General features: G+C 37.9%; 14 protein-coding genes. 4 read left to right on the top strand and 10 right to left on the bottom strand.

The features are described 5' to 3' along the window. Positions 1-380: 380 nt before the first annotated feature. Positions 381-4151 (bottom strand): methionine synthase, encoded by a 3771-nt coding sequence (gene metH, locus QM524_RS07900; RefSeq protein ID WP_283344146.1) that lies wholly within the window; start codon positions 4149-4151, stop codon positions 381-383. A 288-nt stretch (positions 4152-4439) separates the two neighbouring features. Here metH and QM524_RS07895 point away from each other — a divergent pair, with 288 nt between their 5' ends. Continuing rightward, positions 4440-4898 (top strand): Lrp/AsnC family transcriptional regulator, encoded by a 459-nt coding sequence (locus QM524_RS07895; protein WP_095160303.1) that lies wholly within the window; start codon positions 4440-4442, stop codon positions 4896-4898. Between the two features lie 317 nt (positions 4899-5215). Here QM524_RS07895 and QM524_RS07890 read toward each other — a convergent pair whose 3' ends face one another. Both QM524_RS07890 and QM524_RS07885 read right to left on the bottom strand, forming a co-directional pair. Beyond that, entirely contained in the window at positions 5216-6460 is a 1245-nt protein-coding gene (locus QM524_RS07890) for an MFS transporter (protein ID WP_283344145.1), read from the bottom strand. A 125-nt stretch (positions 6461-6585) separates the two neighbouring features. Then, positions 6586-7107 (bottom strand): DUF7935 family protein, encoded by a 522-nt coding sequence (locus QM524_RS07885; protein ID WP_166579351.1) that lies wholly within the window; start codon positions 7105-7107, stop codon positions 6586-6588. 214 nt (positions 7108-7321) lie between these two features. Between QM524_RS07885 and QM524_RS07880 the strand changes: the two genes are divergently transcribed. Both QM524_RS07880 and QM524_RS07875 read left to right on the top strand, forming a co-directional pair. Next, entirely contained in the window at positions 7322-7612 is a 291-nt protein-coding gene (locus QM524_RS07880; RefSeq protein WP_095160306.1) for a HesB/IscA family protein, read from the top strand. Positions 7613-7643: 31 nt separating this feature from the next. After that, positions 7644-8537, top strand: coding sequence for a Ppx/GppA phosphatase family protein (locus QM524_RS07875; protein ID WP_166553321.1), 894 nt, complete (start codon positions 7644-7646; stop codon positions 8535-8537). Positions 8538-8593: 56 nt separating this feature from the next. Here the strand turns inward: QM524_RS07875 and QM524_RS07870 are convergent, their stop codons facing one another. The 7 genes from QM524_RS07870 to QM524_RS07840 all read right to left on the bottom strand — a co-directional run bounded on the left by QM524_RS07870 (position 8594) and on the right by QM524_RS07840 (position 17710). Continuing rightward, the gene (locus QM524_RS07870) at positions 8594-9535 is read right to left on the bottom strand and encodes an aldose 1-epimerase (protein ID WP_283344144.1); all 942 of its coding nucleotides are present in this window, start codon (positions 9533-9535) and stop codon (positions 8594-8596) included. 149 nt (positions 9536-9684) lie between these two features. Beyond that, positions 9685-11661, bottom strand: coding sequence for a heavy metal translocating P-type ATPase (locus QM524_RS07865; protein ID WP_283344143.1), 1977 nt, complete (start codon positions 11659-11661; stop codon positions 9685-9687). A 367-nt stretch (positions 11662-12028) separates the two neighbouring features. Next, complete coding sequence (locus tag QM524_RS07860; RefSeq protein WP_095160309.1) at positions 12029-12985, bottom strand: caspase family protein; 957 nt, start codon at positions 12983-12985, stop codon at positions 12029-12031. Between the two features lie 154 nt (positions 12986-13139). Then, positions 13140-14297: a formylglycine-generating enzyme family protein gene (locus QM524_RS07855; protein WP_283344142.1), complete on the bottom strand. Its 1158-nt coding sequence runs from the start codon at positions 14295-14297 to the stop codon at positions 13140-13142. 480 nt (positions 14298-14777) lie between these two features. Beyond that, positions 14778-15548: a TIGR02757 family protein gene (locus tag QM524_RS07850; RefSeq protein ID WP_166579348.1), complete on the bottom strand. Its 771-nt coding sequence runs from the start codon at positions 15546-15548 to the stop codon at positions 14778-14780. Between the two features lie 532 nt (positions 15549-16080). After that, a complete protein-coding gene (locus QM524_RS07845) occupies positions 16081-17094 on the bottom strand; it encodes a septal ring lytic transglycosylase RlpA family protein (protein WP_283344141.1) in 1014 nt (337 codons plus the stop codon). After that, positions 17051-17710 carry a DUF4905 domain-containing protein gene (locus tag QM524_RS07840; RefSeq protein ID WP_166579346.1) on the bottom strand — a complete coding sequence of 220 codons (660 nt, stop codon included), beginning with the start codon at positions 17708-17710 and terminating at the stop codon, positions 17051-17053. The genes QM524_RS07845 and QM524_RS07840 overlap by 44 nt, the downstream gene beginning before the upstream one ends. A gap of 409 nt (positions 17711-18119) precedes the next feature. Here QM524_RS07840 and kdsB point away from each other — a divergent pair, with 409 nt between their 5' ends. Further along, positions 18120-18872, top strand: a complete 753-nt coding sequence (kdsB, locus tag QM524_RS07835) for a 3-deoxy-manno-octulosonate cytidylyltransferase (RefSeq protein ID WP_283344140.1) — start codon at positions 18120-18122, stop codon at positions 18870-18872. Positions 18873-18877: the final 5 nt, after the last annotated feature.

The raw sequence follows: 18877 nt of genomic DNA, 5'->3' as shown, positions 1-18877 counted from the left end.
AGTATATCAGTTATTTGTATTGACACATAATTAGAAGGAAAGTGTGTCGTAGTTGAGATTACTGGACAAAACGACTAAAAGCATTCAGTAGTTTTGATTTCGTTAGTCAATTTTATTTTAACAGTTTTAAACTGAAAAAAACGTAAGTCCAAGACTAAGTCTTGAACTAGGAATTTCAATTTTATCTAGTGATTATTCTAGCCGTAGAGACGTAATATTTTACGTCTTAAGCCAAGTCAGGCATCGCCCCGTAACATTAAAAAGCGGTCAGAAATTACTTTCCGACCGCTTTGGATGGTAACATGTCGTTAGACCAATGAAACCTAGATTTAAGGAATAATCACTCATTCACTCAATCTCCATTCACTCATTAACCCTATCTATTCATAATTCAGCACTGGAGCTAGCCATTTTTCGGCTGTTTCCAAATCCATTCCTTTACGTTTGGCGTAGTCTTCTACTTGGTCTTTGGCGATTTTACCTAAACCAAAATATTTGGCATCTGGATGTGAGAAATACCATCCTGAAACTGAACTAGCAGGATACATTGCAAAACTTTCTGTTAGCGTGATGCCAATTCTTTCTGCTTGTAATAAATCAAATAGAGCTCGTTTTTCGGTATGGTCTGGACAAGCTGGATAGCCTGGCGCAGGGCGAATACCTTGATATTCTTCCGAAATTAACTCTTCATTCGAGAGGGTTTCTTCGTTGGCATATCCCCAAAACTCTTTACGAACTCTTTCATGCATCAATTCGGCAAATGCTTCTGCCAAACGGTCAGCAATGGCTTTAAGCATAATCGAATTGTAATCGTCATGGTCTTTTTCGTATTGCTCCAACAATGTTTCGATGCCCAAACCTGCCGTAACAGCAAATGCTCCAATATAGTCTTCTTTACCACTAGATTCAGGAGCAATAAAGTCAGACAAACAGATATTTGGCAACTTAGAAGCTTTTTGTCCTTGTTGGCGCAAATGATGTAATACCGTTTGTGCTTGTGGAGATATCAATTCTCCTTCGCTATTTACAGCGGTATTACTCAACACTCTGTATCCTTTAGCTTTTAATGCGCCTTGTCCTGCAGCATCATACTCATATTCCTCAAAATGATGAAGAACAATGTCATCTTCGATAGAGTTGGCAGGATAAAAACCAATAACTGCACGTGCTTTGAGGCTCTTTTCCGAAATTACCTTCTGAAGCATTTGTTGTGCATCATTATAGAGCTTTTTCGCTTCTGCACCTACTACTTCGTTTTCAAATATTTTAGGATATTTTCCTGATAATTGCCAAGTTGAGAAGAATGGTGTCCAGTCGATATATTTAGCGATTTCAGCAATATCATAATCTTCAAATACTTTTGTTCCTAAGAATTTAGGTTTTGTACCTTGGAAATTACTCCAATCGATCGCTGTTTTATTTTCACGAGCGGCATCAATAGAAATATAATTTTTATCACGTTTACGACCCGCATGTTCGTCACGAAGACGAGCGTATTCTGTCTTAATTTCGTCGTAAATTTCTTGGTGGGTTTTTTCATTTTGCATCAAACGACCCGCCACAGGAACCGAACGAGAAGCATCCAATACATGAATTACTGGACCATGATAATGTGGGTCGATTTTTACCGCTGTATGGATACGAGACGTGGTAGCACCACCAATCAACAATGGCATAGTGAAACCTTGACGTTCCATTTCTTTGGCAACTCCAACCATTTCGTCTAATGAAGGAGTAATTAATCCCGATAACCCAATGATATCCACATTATGCTCTTTGGCTGCTGCCAAGATTTTGTCAGTTGGCACCATTACACCTAAGTCAATCACTTCGTAGTTGTTACAACCCAATACCACTGAAACGATATTTTTACCGATGTCATGAACATCGCCTTTTACCGTTGCTAACAAAATTTTACCTGCACTGGTACTCTCGCCACCTGCTTTTTCTTCTTCAATAAATGGAAGGAGATAAGCCACCGCTTTTTTCATTACACGAGCCGATTTTACTACTTGTGGTAGGAACATTTTTCCTTCACCAAACAGGTCGCCTACTACGTTCATACCGTCCATCAATGGACCTTCAATTACTTGTAAAGGTCTTTCTACTTGCTGACGAGCTTCTTCTACATCTTGGTCGATAAATTCGGTAAGTCCTTTGATAAGAGCGTGCTCCAAGCGTTTGCCTACTGGCAATTGGCGCCAGCTATTATCTACAACTTGCTCTTTACCTTTTGATTTTACTGTTTCGGCAAATGTTACCAAACGCTCCGTTGAGTCTGGACGACGGTTTAATAATACATCCTCGCAAAGCTCCAACATATCTTTTGGGATATCGTCATAAACGCCTAATTGACCAGCATTTACAATCCCCATATCCATACCTGCTTTGATTGCATAGTATAAAAATACCGTGTGCATTGCCTCTCTTACAGGTTCATTTCCTCTGAAAGAGAATGAGATATTCGAAACACCTCCCGATACCTTAGCATAAGGAAGGTTTTCTTTAATCCAACGAGTTGCATTGATAAAATCGACAGCATAATTGTTGTGGTCGTCGATACCTGTTGCAACTGTCAAGATATTAGGGTCAAAAATGATATCTTCAGCAGGGAAATTTACTTCATCTACCAAGATTCGATAGGCACGTTCACAAATTTCGATACGACGTTCGTACGAATCTGCCTGACCTTGTTCGTCAAATGCCATAACTACCGCAGCAGCTCCATAACGTTTAACTTTTTCAGCAGATTCTTTGAATTTTTCAACGCCTTCTTTTAATGAAATCGAGTTTACAATAGACTTTCCTTGTACGCATTTCAACCCAGCTTCAATCACTTCCCATTTCGAAGAGTCAATCATAATTGGCAAACGAGCAATATCTGGTTCTGCCATCAAGAGATTCATGAATTTGGTCATCGCTTGTACACCATCAATCATCCCTTCGTCCATGTTCACGTCTATTACTTGAGCGCCTCCGTCTACTTGCTCACGTGCAACGGCAATCGCTTCATCGTATTTATTGTCACGAATTAAACGCGCAAACTTTTTCGAACCAGTTACATTACAGCGCTCCCCAACGTTCACAAAATTGGTTTCTTTGGTAATTTTCAAAGGCTCCAAACCTGAAAGTTTTTGAACAGGCTCAAGCGCTGGAAGCTGACGAGGAGGATATTTTGCCGCAACATCTGCAATAGCTTTAATATGCGCTGGAGTTGTTCCGCAACAACCTCCGATAATATTAATAAAGCTATGTTGTAAGAAGTCTTCCACAATCTCACTCATTTGCTCAGGCGACTGGTCGTATTCTCCCATTTCGTTAGGCAAACCTGCATTTGGGTGAGCCGAAACCATGAAAGGAGCATTTACGGCAAGTGTCTGTACGTAAGGACGCATCAAATCGGCACCGAGAGCACAGTTTAAGCCAATCGATAACAATGGCATGTGCGAAACAGAAGTCAAAAATGCCTCAGTTGTTTGTCCCGACAACGTACGACCCGAAGCATCCGTAATCGTTCCTGAAACCATTACAGGAAGATATTCTTTTTCTGGATGATTTTTGAAGAATAAATCAATCGCAAATAGGGCAGCTTTAGCATTTAAGGTATCGAAAATTGTTTCTACCAATAATGCATCTGCGCCACCATCCACCAAACCACGAATTTGCTCGGTATAGGCCTCTACTAATTCATCAAATGTTACTGCGCGAAAACCAGGGTCATTTACATCTGGAGAAAGAGACAAAGTACGGTTAGTGGGTCCGATAGAACCTGTTACGAAACGAGGTTTAGCAGGATTTTTTGCCGTAAACTCATCAGCTACTTCACGAGCAATTTTGGCCGAGCAGTAATTAAGTTCGTACACATATTCTTCCATGTGATAATCAGCCATAGCAATAGACGTTGCCGAGAACGTGTTTGTTTCAGCAATATCAGCACCAGCCTCGAAATACATGGCATGAATTTCTTTGATTACATCAGGACGAGTAATCGAAAGCATATCGTTGTTGCCTTTTACTTCGTGTGGAAAATCTTTGAATTTTTCACCACGGTAATCAGCATCAGTCAATTTATATTGTTGGATCAAAGAACCCATCGCACCATCTAGTACAAGGATTCTATCTTTTAAGATTTCACGGATGTTCGGACGCATCAGTTTTCTGGTTAATTATAATTTTATCGGTAATGTGTTTTCAAATAAACTCCAAGCTAAAAGAATGACTATTTTAGAATATACTTTCCTGAAATAGGTTCCTTGTATTACTTTATTTTTCTAGCTAAAAGCCTACAACTCGAATCTACTTCTACAAAGTTACATCAAAAGATAATATTTGTTTATTGCTTCTTTTAAATTAGATGTATTATCTTTAAATAAAAATATTTTAGAGAGTTTATCTAAATGTTGAAGTGTTTTTACCAGAAAAATGAAAAAATAACGGCTATGAAACTCGATTCAATTGACAAAGCAATTCTTAGAAATCTACAAGAAGATGCTCATCTGACAACTAAAGAACTTTCGAATCGACTCAACTTGTCGCCTACACCTGTGTATGAAAGGGTAAGAAGACTTGAAAAAGAGGGAGTCATCAAAGGATATGTGGCATTGGTAGACAGAGAAAAAGTAGAGAAAGACCTAATGGTATTTTGTAATATTCGTTTAAAAGAACATGCCCAAGAAGCTGGAGCTCGATTTGTGCGTGATGTGGTTCAATTAGAAGAGGTTATGGAATGTTACAACATCTCAGGTGAATACGATTTTATGTTGAAAATTGTCGTAAAAGATATGCGTGAATATCAGAGCTTTTTGATGAATCGGCTTGCCTCGCTTGATAATATCGGTAGTACTCATAGTACATTTGTGATGAGTGAAATAAAATCCAAAACAGCCTTAGAAATCTAGGAAGTGCTGAGTGAATGATTTAGTGAATGGTGGTTGAGTGATTTAGTGATTGTTTTAATTGTAGAGACGCAATACTTCGCGTCTAAATAGTGTGTATTAATCAAACATAATTCCTAGATACCTTCCTAGAAATATCTCGACAGTTAATCAAAAAAGGCGTTCGAAAAACTCATTTCGAACGCCTTTTTGATACTATATTTTTAGACGCAAAGCATTGCGTCTCTACTAGTGAAATATAGATTTTTGAAATAATCACTAAATCACTCAACCACCATTCACTAAATCATTTACTCCGCATTCAAAACTCTACACTCATTTTACTCTTCTAAATAGTCCAAATCTTTGTTATGTGTTTCTGGAATAGTTAAAATTGAATAAAATGCGAATACAAAACAAATAATGCCTACGATGGCTGCGGCATTGAAGACATCTAAACTTGGTTTTAGACCAGCATACATCGATGTCATTCCAATCACAGTGCCACGCACCATATTGGGTACAGTTGTAGCAGCTGTAGCTCTGAGGTTGGTACCGAACTGTTCGGCTCCTATGGTCACAAACATGGCCCAGTAACCTACAGAAAAGCCTGCAAACACACAAACAGTATATAGTTCTTGTGCAGAGTTCATCCCTGCGTAAAGGTAATAAATGCTGCAAATTAAGGTAAGGACAAGTAATAAAGAAACGGCTTTTTTACGAGAGCTTAAAAACTGAGAAATAAACCCACTGGCCAAGTCGCCAATCGCCAAACCTATATAGCAAAACATAATAGCCTTCCCAGGTTTGATTTCTTCAGCAATGCCTAATTTTTCACCAAATTCGTTAGCAAATGTTGCCAAAATGCCAATCACAAACCACGTTGGCATCCCAATCGCAATACATTTGAGGTAACGAGATAAGCGATCGGCATTGGTGAAAAGCGCAAAGAAATTCCCTTTTTTTACCCCTGTTTGATGCTTAATATTCTCGAACATACCTGATTCGAAAACACTAATACGAAGTAATAACAAAATCACTCCTAAGCCACCACCTACAAAATAGGCTGTGCGCCAGCCACCAAACAACTCAACAGTAAAATATCCTGCCACGGCGCCAAACAAACCTACGCCAGCAACGATCGAGGTACCAATAGCACGAAGTTCTTTCGGTAATACTTCAGACACCAAAGTGATACCTGCACCAAGCTCTCCAGCCAAGCCAATACCTGCTACAAAGCGTAATAGGGCATAAGTGGTAGGATCCTTGACAAAACCACAACCAATATTGGCCAAAGAGTAAGTAAGAATAGAACCAAATAATACTGACAAACGACCTTTTTTATCACCTAAGATACCCCATAAGATACCTCCTAATAATAGACCACCCATTTGCCAGTTAAGAATATTTTTGCCAATAACACCGATTTCTTCTTTACTAAGCCCCATATCTTGAAGGCTTGGTACACGTACAATGCCAAAAAGCAATAGGTCATAAATATCGACAAAGTAGCCCAAGGCGGCTACAATCACAGGGATACTAAAAAGATGCTGTAAGTTGGTTTTCTGAGAAAGATTTTGTTGCATAGTTTAGGGACTTGATTATATGTTGTTCTTCATAAAGAGAAACTCGGCTTGAATACTACTCTTTACAATACATTAATTTAGCAATTCCTTTGCTAGTTACAAAGGAAGAATGGATGCACAATATGCTAAAATAATTTTCGAGCTTCGTCTTTGACAAAATTTAAAGCCGACTCAGTGCTAAAATGTTGATTTTGTAAGACCTTTTCGATTACTTTTTTAGATAATTCAATTGATGGGGCATTCGGGTCCAGTTCCTGAGCGGAAAGGTTAATCATAGAAATGGTTTCGTTCAAGGCATTTTTTACACTCAACCACGCGTCGTCGCTGATGTATAATTGTTGTGAAAAATTATGTGCTAACTCTGCACGAATTTCGGCAATTAATACTTGTTGAAAGCTTACAACATTAAACTCAGGATTAGACAAACGAATGAGTAGATTGTTGGGCAACATACGTTCGAGCAATAAACAAATGCGCTCATAAGCCTCTAAGCGAATGGGTAATACTGTTTTTTGAGCCTCCAAACGCTGTTCAAGATTTTTTTGTGCAAATTCTTTTCTCAAAAAAGAACTCAATGTCAAGTACATAGCCCAAAGGACTAAACTAGCAGGTACTAATACTTTAATTAAATCGGCAACTATTTCCATAAAGTTGGGGTTTATCTGTAATACTTTCTGCCAAGAGCTTCATCAGTTTTACAAATGATTAAATACATTTTGTAATGTAGGGTTATTAACGTTGTTTTGTGGAAAATCTTTCAAAAATAAGTATTTTCGCCCTGAACTGTATAGCTTCGTTTGAGAAGAAGCAAATTGTGTACAAAGTCAGTCATATCAACCGAATTGTTTTTAGACACGAATAATGAATAGTCCAACAATAATTCCAATTACGATTACTGAAATTGCTCAACAAGAAATTCTAAAAGCACTTACCATCAAAGGAATTCCTGAGGATTATTACTTGAGAGTAGGTTTAAGAGGAAGCGCCTGTAGTGCAAGTTATCTGATTGGATTTGATAAAAAAGAGGATCACGATGAGTTATACGAAATAGATGGTATTCAACTCATTATCAACAAGCACCACCTTATGTACTTAATCGGCGTAGAGCTTGATTTTGAGGAGGATGGAAATGGATTTACTTTTAATAAATAAGCAAAAAGCTACTGCATAGAAAGAAGAAAGCATGAAAATTGCAGCGATTGACATAGGCTCTAATGCCGCCCGAATGCAAATCTCGAAGGTATTAGAGAATGACGGAAAAATTAGTTTTAAGAAGGTAGAATATGTTCGTTTTGCGCTTCGTCTTGGACATGATGTATTTAATGAAGGCGAAATTAGCCCCGAATCTGAGGTGCGTATTTTCAAATTATTGAATGCCTACAAGTTATTAATGGACTTACATGAAGTAAAAGATTACATGATTTGTGCTACTTCTGCCATGCGTGAAGCTGGAAATGCTGAGGCTATTATCACGCGTATCCATAAAATTTTGGATATGAAAATTAATATCATCGATGGTTCGAAAGAAGCTGAGTTGATTAATGATGTGGTGGTTCAAGCTTTGGACGATAGTAATTATTTACATATCGATGTAGGCGGTGGCTCTACAGAGTTGAATATCTACATGAATCGTCAGAAAGTAGCGTCTCGTTCATTCAAAATTGGTTCTGTGCGCTTACTTGAGCACAAAGAGCGTGAAGGTGATTGGGAAAAAATGCGTAAGTGGATTGAAATGCACGTAGACCCATCTAAATCTCAGGTAACTGCTGTGGGTACTGGAGGTAATATAAACAAACTCTTTAATATTGCTTCGAACCACGATACCGAAACGTCGATGAGTTTGAAGGAATTGACAAAAATTAAAGAATATGTAGCTGGTTTTACTTATGAAGAACGAATTAACAAACTTCGTTTGAATGCTGACCGTGCCGATGTAATTGTACCAGCGGCCGAAATTTATCTGAACGCCATGAAATGGGCTGGGGCCAAAAGTATTATCGTTCCAGATTTAGGATTGAAAGATGGAATTATCCAGATGGTTTACGAAAAAATACAGAATAGAAAAAGAGACAAATAATTGTGAATTGTGAGTTATGAATTGTGAGTGATTCACAATTCATAACTCACAATTTTTTAAAACACCATTACTCCACATTCCACGGTGTAAGATTCTCCTGCACTGATTATCAACAAATTTTCTTTCGAATTTAGTGCATTGGTTGGGGCTGTCATTGGCTCTATCGCAATGCGGTCGCCTGTTGGTGGTGTGTATACGACGCTATAGTTAAATTGTTGTTCTCCTGCTTGTTGCCATACTTTTATCGACAAATCTTGTTTGTTAGATTGAAGAACAACCTCTACGATTTCTTGTTTTTCTACCGCAAAAACTGCATCTAAAACCTGCCCATCCAAATTAAAACCTTCTGCATAATGCTTAGGCGTTCTATCTACTGGACACATTTGATCATCAAGTAAGTATTGGTGCGTCGACGGAAAACTAACAGTCCAATCATTTTTGGTTTCACCTTCAATGCTGAAATATGGATGCCAGCCCAAGCTAACTGGGAGGTTTCCTGCACCAATATTATTAATTGTATAACTAAGTGTTAACCCTTTCGTATTTAAAGTATGCTTGATTAATAATTGAAATGGAAATGGATAACCTACATAACCGCCTTTATAAAGATATTCTAAGGTTAAAACAGCTTCAGTTTCTGATTCGGTAGTTTCATACACTTTGAAAGGAGAAGTGTACACAAAGCCATGAAGCGCATTTTTCAAACCCACTTCATTGAGGGGCAATTGATAACTAATACCTTCAAATTCATACTGACCACTTTTCACACGATTTCCCCAAGGAAACAAATGAGTAGAAGGATAGGATAATAAGCTCGAAAGTAGTTCTTCAGGAGTATTACCACAGTTGATGATTTTGTGCAAACCAGTCTCTGTTTTTAAGACTAATTGATGAATAATGCCTCCTAATTCTGGTAAAATGTGTACAGCTTCGTTGGTAGAAGGGTTTTGAAGAACATATTCATTGAATAGTCCAAAGGTACTTTGGGTGATTTTCATGAGAGTTTTTGAAATAGTTAGTAAGCAGGGTTGATGGATTATATCCTTCAAGAATACTGTTCCTACTTTAAGGTAAGTAAAAAGGATGCTTTCTGGTCTAGGACAAGACCAGAAAGCAAATTTAAGAGAGTCACTTTAAAGCACCAAATCTATTGGAATTTCATGCGCTGAATCCTAATAGCGTTCAAAATAGCCAACAACGCCACACCTACATCCGCAAAAACCGCTTCCCACATCGTAGCTAATCCACCAGCACCAAGTACCAGAACAAAGGCTTTTACCACAAAGGCCATCGTGATATTTTGCCATACAATACGTTTGGTTTCTTTTCCGATGATAATAGCAGTAGCTATTTTGAAAGGTTGATCATCTTGAATGACAATATCGGCAGTTTCTATGGTGGCATCGCTGCCCAAGCCACCCATCGCAATTCCTGCATCGCTTAGGGCAATTACGGGAGCATCGTTTACACCATCACCGACAAATGCCACCGTTTCATGCTGTGTCTTTATGGCTTTTACCTGATTGACTTTATCTTCTGGTAACAAGTCTCCAACGGCAGTCGAAATACCTATTTGTTGGGCAACATATTGTACCACTGTATTTTTGTCGCCACTCAACATGGTTGTTTTTACGCCCAACTTATGGAGTTGTTGTATTGCCAGAGAGGCATCAAGTTTGATGTTGTCTGCAATAGTAATATAGCCTACAAACTGACTAGCATAGCCAATTGCGAGTACGGTATAAACTATTTGAGATGGGTCAATATCATAAGTAATTCCCTTTTTTTCTAATAATTTAAAATTGCCAATAAGAATTTCTTCCCCTTCTATTGTCGCGCTGAGACCGTACCCTGCAATTTCTTCTATATTTTGGATATCGATACTATAATCAATTGGGCCAACATATTCATGGATTGCTGTGGCTACAGGATGCGTACTTTTACTTTCCAAAGCATTTACCAATTGTAAAAGTTGATTTTTGTCAAAATTATCCTTTATAATGACTTCCTGTACTTTGAAAACGCCTTCGGTGAGCGTGCCTGTTTTGTCCATTACAACATGTTGAATAGCCGCTAGGACATCTAAGAAGTTGCTCCCTTTAAACAAAATGCCATTTTTAGAGGCCGCACCAATACCACCAAAATACCCTAGTGGAATAGATATGACCAAAGCACATGGACAAGAAATAACCAAGAAAATCAACGCACGATATAGCCATTCTTGGAAATGATACTCAGCAACGAGCAAATAGGGTAGTAGTGTAATCGCTACCGCCAAACCGACCACAATAGGTGTATGAATATTGGCAAATTTTCGAATAAATAGCTCCGTAGGCGCTTTTTGCTTGGTGGCATTTTGCACTAAATCCAAAATTTTACTCAATTTACTATCCTGATATGCTGTAGTAACTTTTACCAAAGCAATCGAGTTTAGATTGAGCATTCCAGCCAATACGGGTTCACCTTTTCTCTTAGTATCTGGCTTACTTTCGCCAGTCAAGGCAGAGGTGTTGAAAGTGGCAGTTTCAGAAATAAGCTCACCATCTAGGGCTAATTTTTCGCCTGCTTTTAATTGGATGATTTCTCCTACTGAAACAGTAATGGCTTGTTTGACAATAGGCTGATTATCTATCAAAATGGTCACCGTATCGGGACGCTGGTCGAGGAGGCTTTTGATGTTGGATTTAGCTCTTTTTACTGCTATAGACTGAAAACTTTCGCCAACAGCATAAAACAGCATTACTGCCACTCCTTCAGGGTATTCGCCAATACCAAAAGCACCGATTGTGGCAATACTCATCAAGAGAAATTCAGAGAAAATGTCTTTTTTTAACATACTTTCCCACGCTTCTTTAATAACTGGCAAGCCCACTGGAATATAGGCTACGAAGTATAAAGTCATACGTATCCAACCCGTAAACCATGTAGGTTGTATCCAATGGTCAAACACTACCCCAATGACTAATAGAACGAAGGAGATAATGGCGGGTAGAAAAGAAACGTCTCCATCATGCGAGTGACCCGCATGGTCATGCTCGTGCTCGTGATGTTGATGCTTATGCGTATCGTGTTCGTCGTCATGGCAACAGGTATGACCATGTGACGTGTGCGTATGTTGAGTCATGAGATTTAGAATTTATAGAAACAGATAAATGCAATAACGATGCAGCTAAATCCATTGATTTTGAGCGTTATAAAAGCAAACGTTTTGCACAAATGTAGACCTAAAACTCATGCAACAGGGAATCAAAAAGGAAGAATATTTTGAGTAAATTCAAAATTTAGCAATGAAGAAACTTTTCTCATTTTGAATTTTAAAAGTATGCTTATGACCTATCTCTACATCAAAAAAAGCGGTCGAGAAATATTTTCGACCGCTTTTTGATGGCTATTATGTTATGTCTGACTTAGTTAAAAATGCAAAGCATTGCGTCTCGAGGACTAGAATACACTTATTCATTCAATCAAAAATCACTGAATTATGGGAAAATCTAAAAAATAAACTCATCAGCGATGGATACCTCTTTGAAAAATTGAGGATTTTGTTCCATTTGCGTTTCTCTTTTAACTTGGATTCCTGTCAAGTCAAAAACTCTTTCAAGGCGTTCTCCAGATTTTAGAAATTTCAATAATTGTGTCGTGTAAACCCCATTGCGACCGTATCCATTTTTCGCTTTATTGCCCCAGTCGGTTGCCATAGCGAGATATACGTTACCCGCATTAAATCTGTTGAGTTGAATAGGGCTAAAGACATTGGCATCCTTCCATGCTCTTTCTGTTTCAATATTGGCTCTAGCTTGAATCTGAAAGGGATCATTTCTACAGGCGTCCAAAACAATCAAATTATGCTTGGCTCCTCCTGTTTTGAGTCTTCTAAACAAAAAATCAATATTATAGGCAAAGTCATCCAAATCTTCAGGGCGCTTAAGTTGTGCATCTACAGGAATAATATATTTTTTGCCAGCAATTTCCATTCCGTGACCTGCGTAGAAAAAAGTGGCCATTTCAGCGCCAGTAATTTTTTCTTGAAAAACTTTAATAGCTTGTTTGACATTTTGCAAATTTGCGTCAACCAAGATCTTTACCTCAAAACCCAAAGCAGTCAATGCTTTACCCAAATCCTGAACATCATTTTTAGGGTTTTCTCCCAAACTACCGCCATAATTGTAGGTGCCATTTCCAATCAATAAAGCAATACGTCGTCCTTTAGTAGGCATAGGCGTGTTGGTAAGATAGGAATTAGAACTCATCACTTGGTTTGTTACAACAGGCAGTGGCGTTACTGGCATCGCGCTTGCAGGTGTAGTTTGTTTATTGCTAGTGGTTTTTTTGGTAATATTAACTGCATGAACAGGACTAATGCCCTGAATCGAGATATTTTGTGCCTCTGAGTCATATTTTCCTAGCATGAGCAGGAATAAAACTTGTAAACAAATCAGTATTCTCATGAGATAAGGATGATTTAGAATAATGCTAAAAATAAACTGGAAGTAAGGTAATGTTTAATAGGCGACGACATCAAAATGAGTAAATATAGCTCACATCTGTTATCAAATAAATACGGTATCCTATTTCTGTTTTTCCTATAGCTGATAGATAAATTTAGTGTTCGGTATAACAAATACGAAATCCAATAAAACATGATCTAAAATCGGGTGTGTGATAGTCTCGGCTTGAGGTCAATGTTTCTTTGGGTGACGACTCCCAACTTCCTCCTCTCACTATTTTACTATGTCCTTTTGATGGTCCTAGGGGGTTGTCTTTTTGGTTCTGATTGTAGTAATTTATCGAATACCAATCTGAGCACCATTCCGCTACATTGCCTGTGAGGTCATGTACTCCCAAATCATTAGGCGTATAAGAGCCAACGGGTGCGGTAAATACAAATCCATCTTGGTAACCCCAAAAAATCCTATCGCTACTTTTAGTCCATTTCAAGACTGATGCAGTGTTTTCGTCTGCAAGGTTACTCACTCGGATATTAAAGGGCTGATAATTTCCCCAGCTAAATTTTGTGTGTTTATCGGCGTTTCCTGCCACATATTCCCACTCAGCTTCGGTTGGTAGTCGGTATGTTTTTCCAGTAGCATTCTTCAGCCAATTACAATATGCTTGAGCATCGTTCCAGCTTACATGTACTACTGGGTGATTGTCTTCCATGTCAGACCGAGGACTTCCTGATGGGTCAAATCTCCAATTGATGCCTTTTTTTGTTTCCCATCTTTCGCCATTAAATATGTAGCTACCGCCCTTTTTTTCAGCATCTGTTTTATAACCAGTCGCATTTACAAATGCGCGAAAGTCGCTAACGGTTACTTCAAATTTGCTAATATAAAAGTTGTTGATTTTTACGTACCGAATAGGTTTCTCATCTTCTTTACCTTGAAGATTACCCATGGGAAATAAGCCTCCTTTGACTAGCAACATGGAGGTATTGATACTTTGAGGAAGGTTGGTACCGTAGACCCTTACTTTTAATTGACCCGAAAGGTTTTCTAGGTGAGTAAGTGGTAGCCAAACAATACGTTTGCCTTTACCTGTTTCTACAACTCCAAGGTCGCCATTACACGCATGCAATGGTACACTTTTCCATAGGGAGTTATTGATACTGTACTGGAGAGATATATTTTGTGCCCCACCATCTACAAGATCATAATCTACAACTACTTGGTCATTATCGATCTTATAATCAACATGTTGGATACTTTGGGCACTGGCATACATCGAACCAAACAGTAATAAGGCTGTAATAAGTTTCATGTATTAAAGTTAGATGCTACAAGTGTGGTTAAAGCTATTTTAATCAATATGGAAAGGCGCTATGTGCCTAGATATATCACTTTTGTGTCAAAATAGAGTAGCAGAGGAGTTAATAAGTTCGGATTTACTGTCATAAAAATTAATGGTTAAACTACTTTTAAATAGGAAGTCAATTTCGATAGCATTGTTATGCTTTAGGCTGTAAGCAGTGGGCATTAGGCAAAAAATATATTCATGGTTCTCTTAGGAATACTTTTGCTTGCATATTGCTTAGTGCCTGTTGCCTAGTGCCTAAAATAAAAACTTAAATATAATTTTGCACGATTACTTAAGTAATAGGAAAGATTATATTAATAGTATATCCGAAGTGTGATTTAGGTATAACCTTTTGATTATGAATACCTTCGAATAACTAATATACAATTAACTAATAACGTCTTATTACTTAAATAAAATTAGGGTAGATTATGTGGCGGAAATCTACATTTCTTTTTCTACGCCTAGTCCAAACAAAGCAAAATCGTACTTGACAGGGTCATTTTTGTCGAGCATTCTTAAGTTTTCCGTAAGCTCTAATGCCGTCAGCCAATCTGTACTTTGGCGCTGTATCAAGCCTAATTTTCGTGCCACGCGGTCGACATGCACATCGCATGGACAGATAAGTTGGGCAGGTTGGATACGATTCCAGATACCAAAGTCAACACCTTTGTCATCTTGGCGAACCATCCATCTCAAAAACATATTAATTCTTTTACAAGTAGATTTTCGTAATGGCGTTGCAATGTGTTTCTGGGTTCTTTGCGGATAGTCCTCCAAACTAAAAAATAGCTGATGAAAGCCAATCAGGGCATTTTCTGTTGTTTGGTCATTCTCGTGCAAAAATCGTGCAAAAGCATCTTCAAGAGAGTCATATTTTGCATAATATTCTTTAAACCATTCGATAAAATAGAGAGTGTCGGTAGAATTGAAGGTTCTATGCTTGAAATTAAGGAAACGTTTTAGGTCAGAAGATTGATGTTGGGTGATAAATTGATGTGGTGCTCCGTCCATCAAAGTAATCAGTTCATTACATTTATTGATGATGGTTTTTCGTTGTCCCCAAGCAAGAATGGAGGCCCAAAATCCCATAATTTCAATATCTTGTTTTAGACTAAAAGCGTGAGGAATACAGATAGGATCGTTGGGTATAAAATTGGGTTGGTTAAACTCTTGGAATTTTTCTTCCAAGAGTTCTATCACAAATGAGTTCATTCTGAGGAAATAGTAATTAAGTTAGTGGGCAAAATAGAATTTAAGATTGTTCTTTGGGCTTTCAGTTATCAGCTTTCAGCTTTCGGCGGAGGGCTTAGTAAAAAGCATGGATGTGGTTATTAAAAACCATTTTACACTCTTTGCCTTGCGCCTGTTGCCTAGTGCCTAAACACATACCTCAAATCTAATTCTGCACGATTACTTAAGTTAGTAGGCAAAATAAAATTCAGCTTTGGGGCCTAATGCCTTAAGCTGACAGCCTATAGCGAATTAATGCAATTTTGTTTTACACTAATACTTAAGCGCTTGCTATTTTTTGATTTTTGATGCTATAAAAGCAATGAATTTTGATGGTATGGAGAAAATCCAAACCAGTACAGTATATAAAAAAGCAAAAGTAGCAATAGCTGGAAAAGCTAATGTATAGAGGATATTAAAAATAATTCCTCCAGTTGTCAGTGGTCTTTTTTGTCTTGGCATAATATAAAAACAAACAAGGGATAGTTACTTCCGTAAATATCCCTTGCTCGAATTAAGGAGTCATATAATTAATTTCTGCTTTGATTCGTTTGTCAACGGGATTGAGTTTTTCAAAAGCCCGAGGCGATAATTTGATCACCACTTTGTCGGTACCAAGGTCTGGTAGTCGGCCAATAACTTTTACCCAAATACTTTGTCCATTAGCAACGTTTTTTACGTTGACTAAAGTTCCCACTGGAGCTGTACGATGCAAAGCTAGATATTTTCCTGATTTGTCTTCTACATCAATAAGCTCAGCCAAGCCTGTTTCAATAGTTTTCTTATATCCTGATTGCGAGCGACTTACTTCAGATGAGAGTTTCACGTCTGATTCAGAGGTACTTACTGGCGTCGTCGGTTGAGGGTTAGACGGAGCAGTTGGATAATTGGGCTGAACGTCTACTTTTTGAATAAAATTTCGTGCTTCTGTATTGTTTCTTTTGCTAGCTTCTGTGGGGTCGATAATGAGTACTTGACCCACTTCTAAATTATCAGAAGAAAGGCTATTCCACTTACGAACATCTGCTACTGCGATGTGATATTTTGATGCAATTCCATAGAGACTTTGGCCTGGCTCCACAAGGTGTGTAACCATTTTAGGACCGCCAGTATTACTTGGGCTGGTTTGTTGTGGTGGCGTTGTTGGATATTGCGGTGCTGGATCAACCTTACGAGGGGGTACTGATGCAGCAGGAGAACCTCCAAGGTTACGTAGAGTTCTGTTGTATGGGATTTTTAGAATGTCCCCTACTTTGATACCGTCTGGTGCACCGGGGTTTGCAGCCTTATATTCTGGCACATTGCTACCAAATCTTTTTACGATTGAGAACAAAGTTTGCTTAGGGTCCACTTTGTATTTAACAAAAGTTTTGTCTCCTTCTCTAATCAATCCCAAAGAATCTTTTACTACCTCTTTGGCTTCGGCAACAACAGTTGAACCTGTCAAAACCAAGCAGGTAAATGTTAATTCACTTAAGGATTTTTTAATTGAGCTCATAACCGTGTAATTGGCTTTTGTTCTTAACATATAGTAAAATTTCTGGTTTAACAGTGAAGGTGCCGAGACCTAATCCCTCTGATTCAGTAAGTAATTCGTTGAGCAATACTTCTTTACGATTGTTCACCACTAGAAGGTAATTCCAGAGTCTATTTTCTTGGTAAAGATAGTAAGAAATAATAATCTTGTCTTTATATTCTAAATAATCTACCCCTTTTTGAATATCAACATTTAATAAACGGTAAAGGAATCGATGAATTGCTGGAAAATACTCGTTTTGCTCAGTATAATGGACTGGTTGCAAATAACGATAGGGATGGCTGGAAAAATTATCTGATACTTGGGGTATATGCCCTGATAGTTCGCCGGTTTGTATGTTTAAATAATGTTTTTGGGTAACTTGAGGTTTGGTCTCTTCCGAAAACTCAATGATTTCTACTAGGTCATCGTTTAGTTTTCCAAGACTTTGCCACCATGTATTGATCGGGCTGGATTGCTTCCAAATCAATGCTGCATTGACTAAATCTATGCAGATGAGCTCCACTTTTCGAAGTGTTTCATTTCTTAGCTCTGCAACTAAATGGTGCTCACTAAGTTGGATATTCCAGATTTTTTCTTGAAATGTAAATGCAAATAGTTTTTTCACAAACAAGTAATTGATTAACGAAGAAAAAAGGTTTTAGGTATAAATAATATACCTCTAATTTTTGGCGAGACAGTGTCTGTATTGGCTTTTTTGACAAATACTCAAGATTTGAAATACGACCATCTGCCGACAAAATTAAGACTTTAGCGATAAAGTACTTTATTTATCAATACCCTTTCCTTAAATTTAAAGCCCTGATTGAAAAACGATTTTAAACATCTAGAATATCAACTAATAATCAATTCTGATGCCAAAAACGTATATGATGATTGCCTTTGAATAAATCTTGTTTTAAATAATACTTTTGTAAGTCGCGAAGGACTTTTTAAGTAACAACAAATAAGGCAAACTCTTGTTTAATTACGGAGAGAAATGTAAAATTAAGATCATTTTATTGAAAACTAGTGGTATGAAAATTCTTGGAATAATTCCTGCACGATATGCTTCTACTCGATTTCCTGCCAAACCCTTGGTGGATATTGGAGGGAAATCAATGATTCAACGTGTATATGAGCAAGCAAGTTCAGCAGAGGTATTGTCAAAAGTGGTAGTGGCTACAGACGATGAGCGTATTTTTGAGCACGTTCAGGCGTTTGGTGGGGCAGTAGTGATGACCTCAACGGAGCATCCTAGTGGTACAGACCGTTGTTTTGAAGCCTTGCAGAAGGTAGAAGCAGAGTTTGAAGAAGTATTTGATTATGTGATTAATATACAAGGTGATGAACCTTTTATTCAACCTAGGCAAATTGAAATTTTAGCTGGTTGTTTGGATGGAAATACAGAGTTGGCAACTTTGATTAAAAAAATTGAAGATCAAGTAACTTTATTTAATATCAATACACCCAAAGTGATTTTCAATGAATTGGATGAGGCTATTTACTTTTCACGCCAAACGATTCCGCATTTGCGTGGAATAGAGCCAAGTGAATGGCTCAATGCTCATAATTTCTACAAGCATATCGGAATTTATGCGTACCGAAGTGATATTTTAGGCAAAATTACCTCACTTCCGATGGCAGTTCTCGAAAAAGCAGAATCGTTAGAGCAATTGAGATGGCTAGCACATGGATACAAAATAAAGGTTGCCATTACCCCATACGATAGTTTTGGAATAGATGTACCTGCGGATTTAAAAGAGGCAGTGGAAAGACTTAAGAAATAATTTAC

The organism is Flectobacillus roseus, from assembly GCF_030056595.1.
Classification (GTDB): domain Bacteria; phylum Bacteroidota; class Bacteroidia; order Cytophagales; family Spirosomataceae; genus Flectobacillus; species Flectobacillus roseus.
The sequence above is the reverse complement of the archived record's forward strand: the minus strand, read 5'-3'. Positions and strand labels throughout refer to the sequence as shown.

Bases quoted from the DNA above. Each gene is read 5' to 3' on its own strand.
- metH (WP_283344146.1), bottom strand. From the start codon at position 4,151: ATGCGTCCGAACATCCGTGAAATCTTAAAAGATAGAATCCTTGTACTA.
- QM524_RS07895 (WP_095160303.1), top strand. From the start codon at position 4,440: ATGAAACTCGATTCAATTGACAAAGCAATTCTTAGAAATCTACAAGAA.
- QM524_RS07890 (WP_283344145.1), bottom strand. From the start codon at position 6,460: ATGCAACAAAATCTTTCTCAGAAAACCAACTTACAGCATCTTTTTAGT.
- QM524_RS07885 (WP_166579351.1), bottom strand. From the start codon at position 7,107: ATGGAAATAGTTGCCGATTTAATTAAAGTATTAGTACCTGCTAGTTTA.
- QM524_RS07880 (WP_095160306.1), top strand. From the start codon at position 7,322: ATGAATAGTCCAACAATAATTCCAATTACGATTACTGAAATTGCTCAA.
- QM524_RS07875 (WP_166553321.1), top strand. From the start codon at position 7,644: ATGAAAATTGCAGCGATTGACATAGGCTCTAATGCCGCCCGAATGCAA.
- QM524_RS07870 (WP_283344144.1), bottom strand. From the start codon at position 9,535: ATGAAAATCACCCAAAGTACCTTTGGACTATTCAATGAATATGTTCTT.
- QM524_RS07865 (WP_283344143.1), bottom strand. From the start codon at position 11,661: ATGACTCAACATACGCACACGTCACATGGTCATACCTGTTGCCATGAC.
- QM524_RS07860 (WP_095160309.1), bottom strand. From the start codon at position 12,985: ATGAGAATACTGATTTGTTTACAAGTTTTATTCCTGCTCATGCTAGGA.
- QM524_RS07855 (WP_283344142.1), bottom strand. From the start codon at position 14,297: ATGAAACTTATTACAGCCTTATTACTGTTTGGTTCGATGTATGCCAGT.
- QM524_RS07850 (WP_166579348.1), bottom strand. From the start codon at position 15,548: ATGAACTCATTTGTGATAGAACTCTTGGAAGAAAAATTCCAAGAGTTT.
- QM524_RS07845 (WP_283344141.1), bottom strand. From the start codon at position 17,094: ATGTTAAGAACAAAAGCCAATTACACGGTTATGAGCTCAATTAAAAAA.
- kdsB (WP_283344140.1), top strand. From the start codon at position 18,120: ATGAAAATTCTTGGAATAATTCCTGCACGATATGCTTCTACTCGATTT.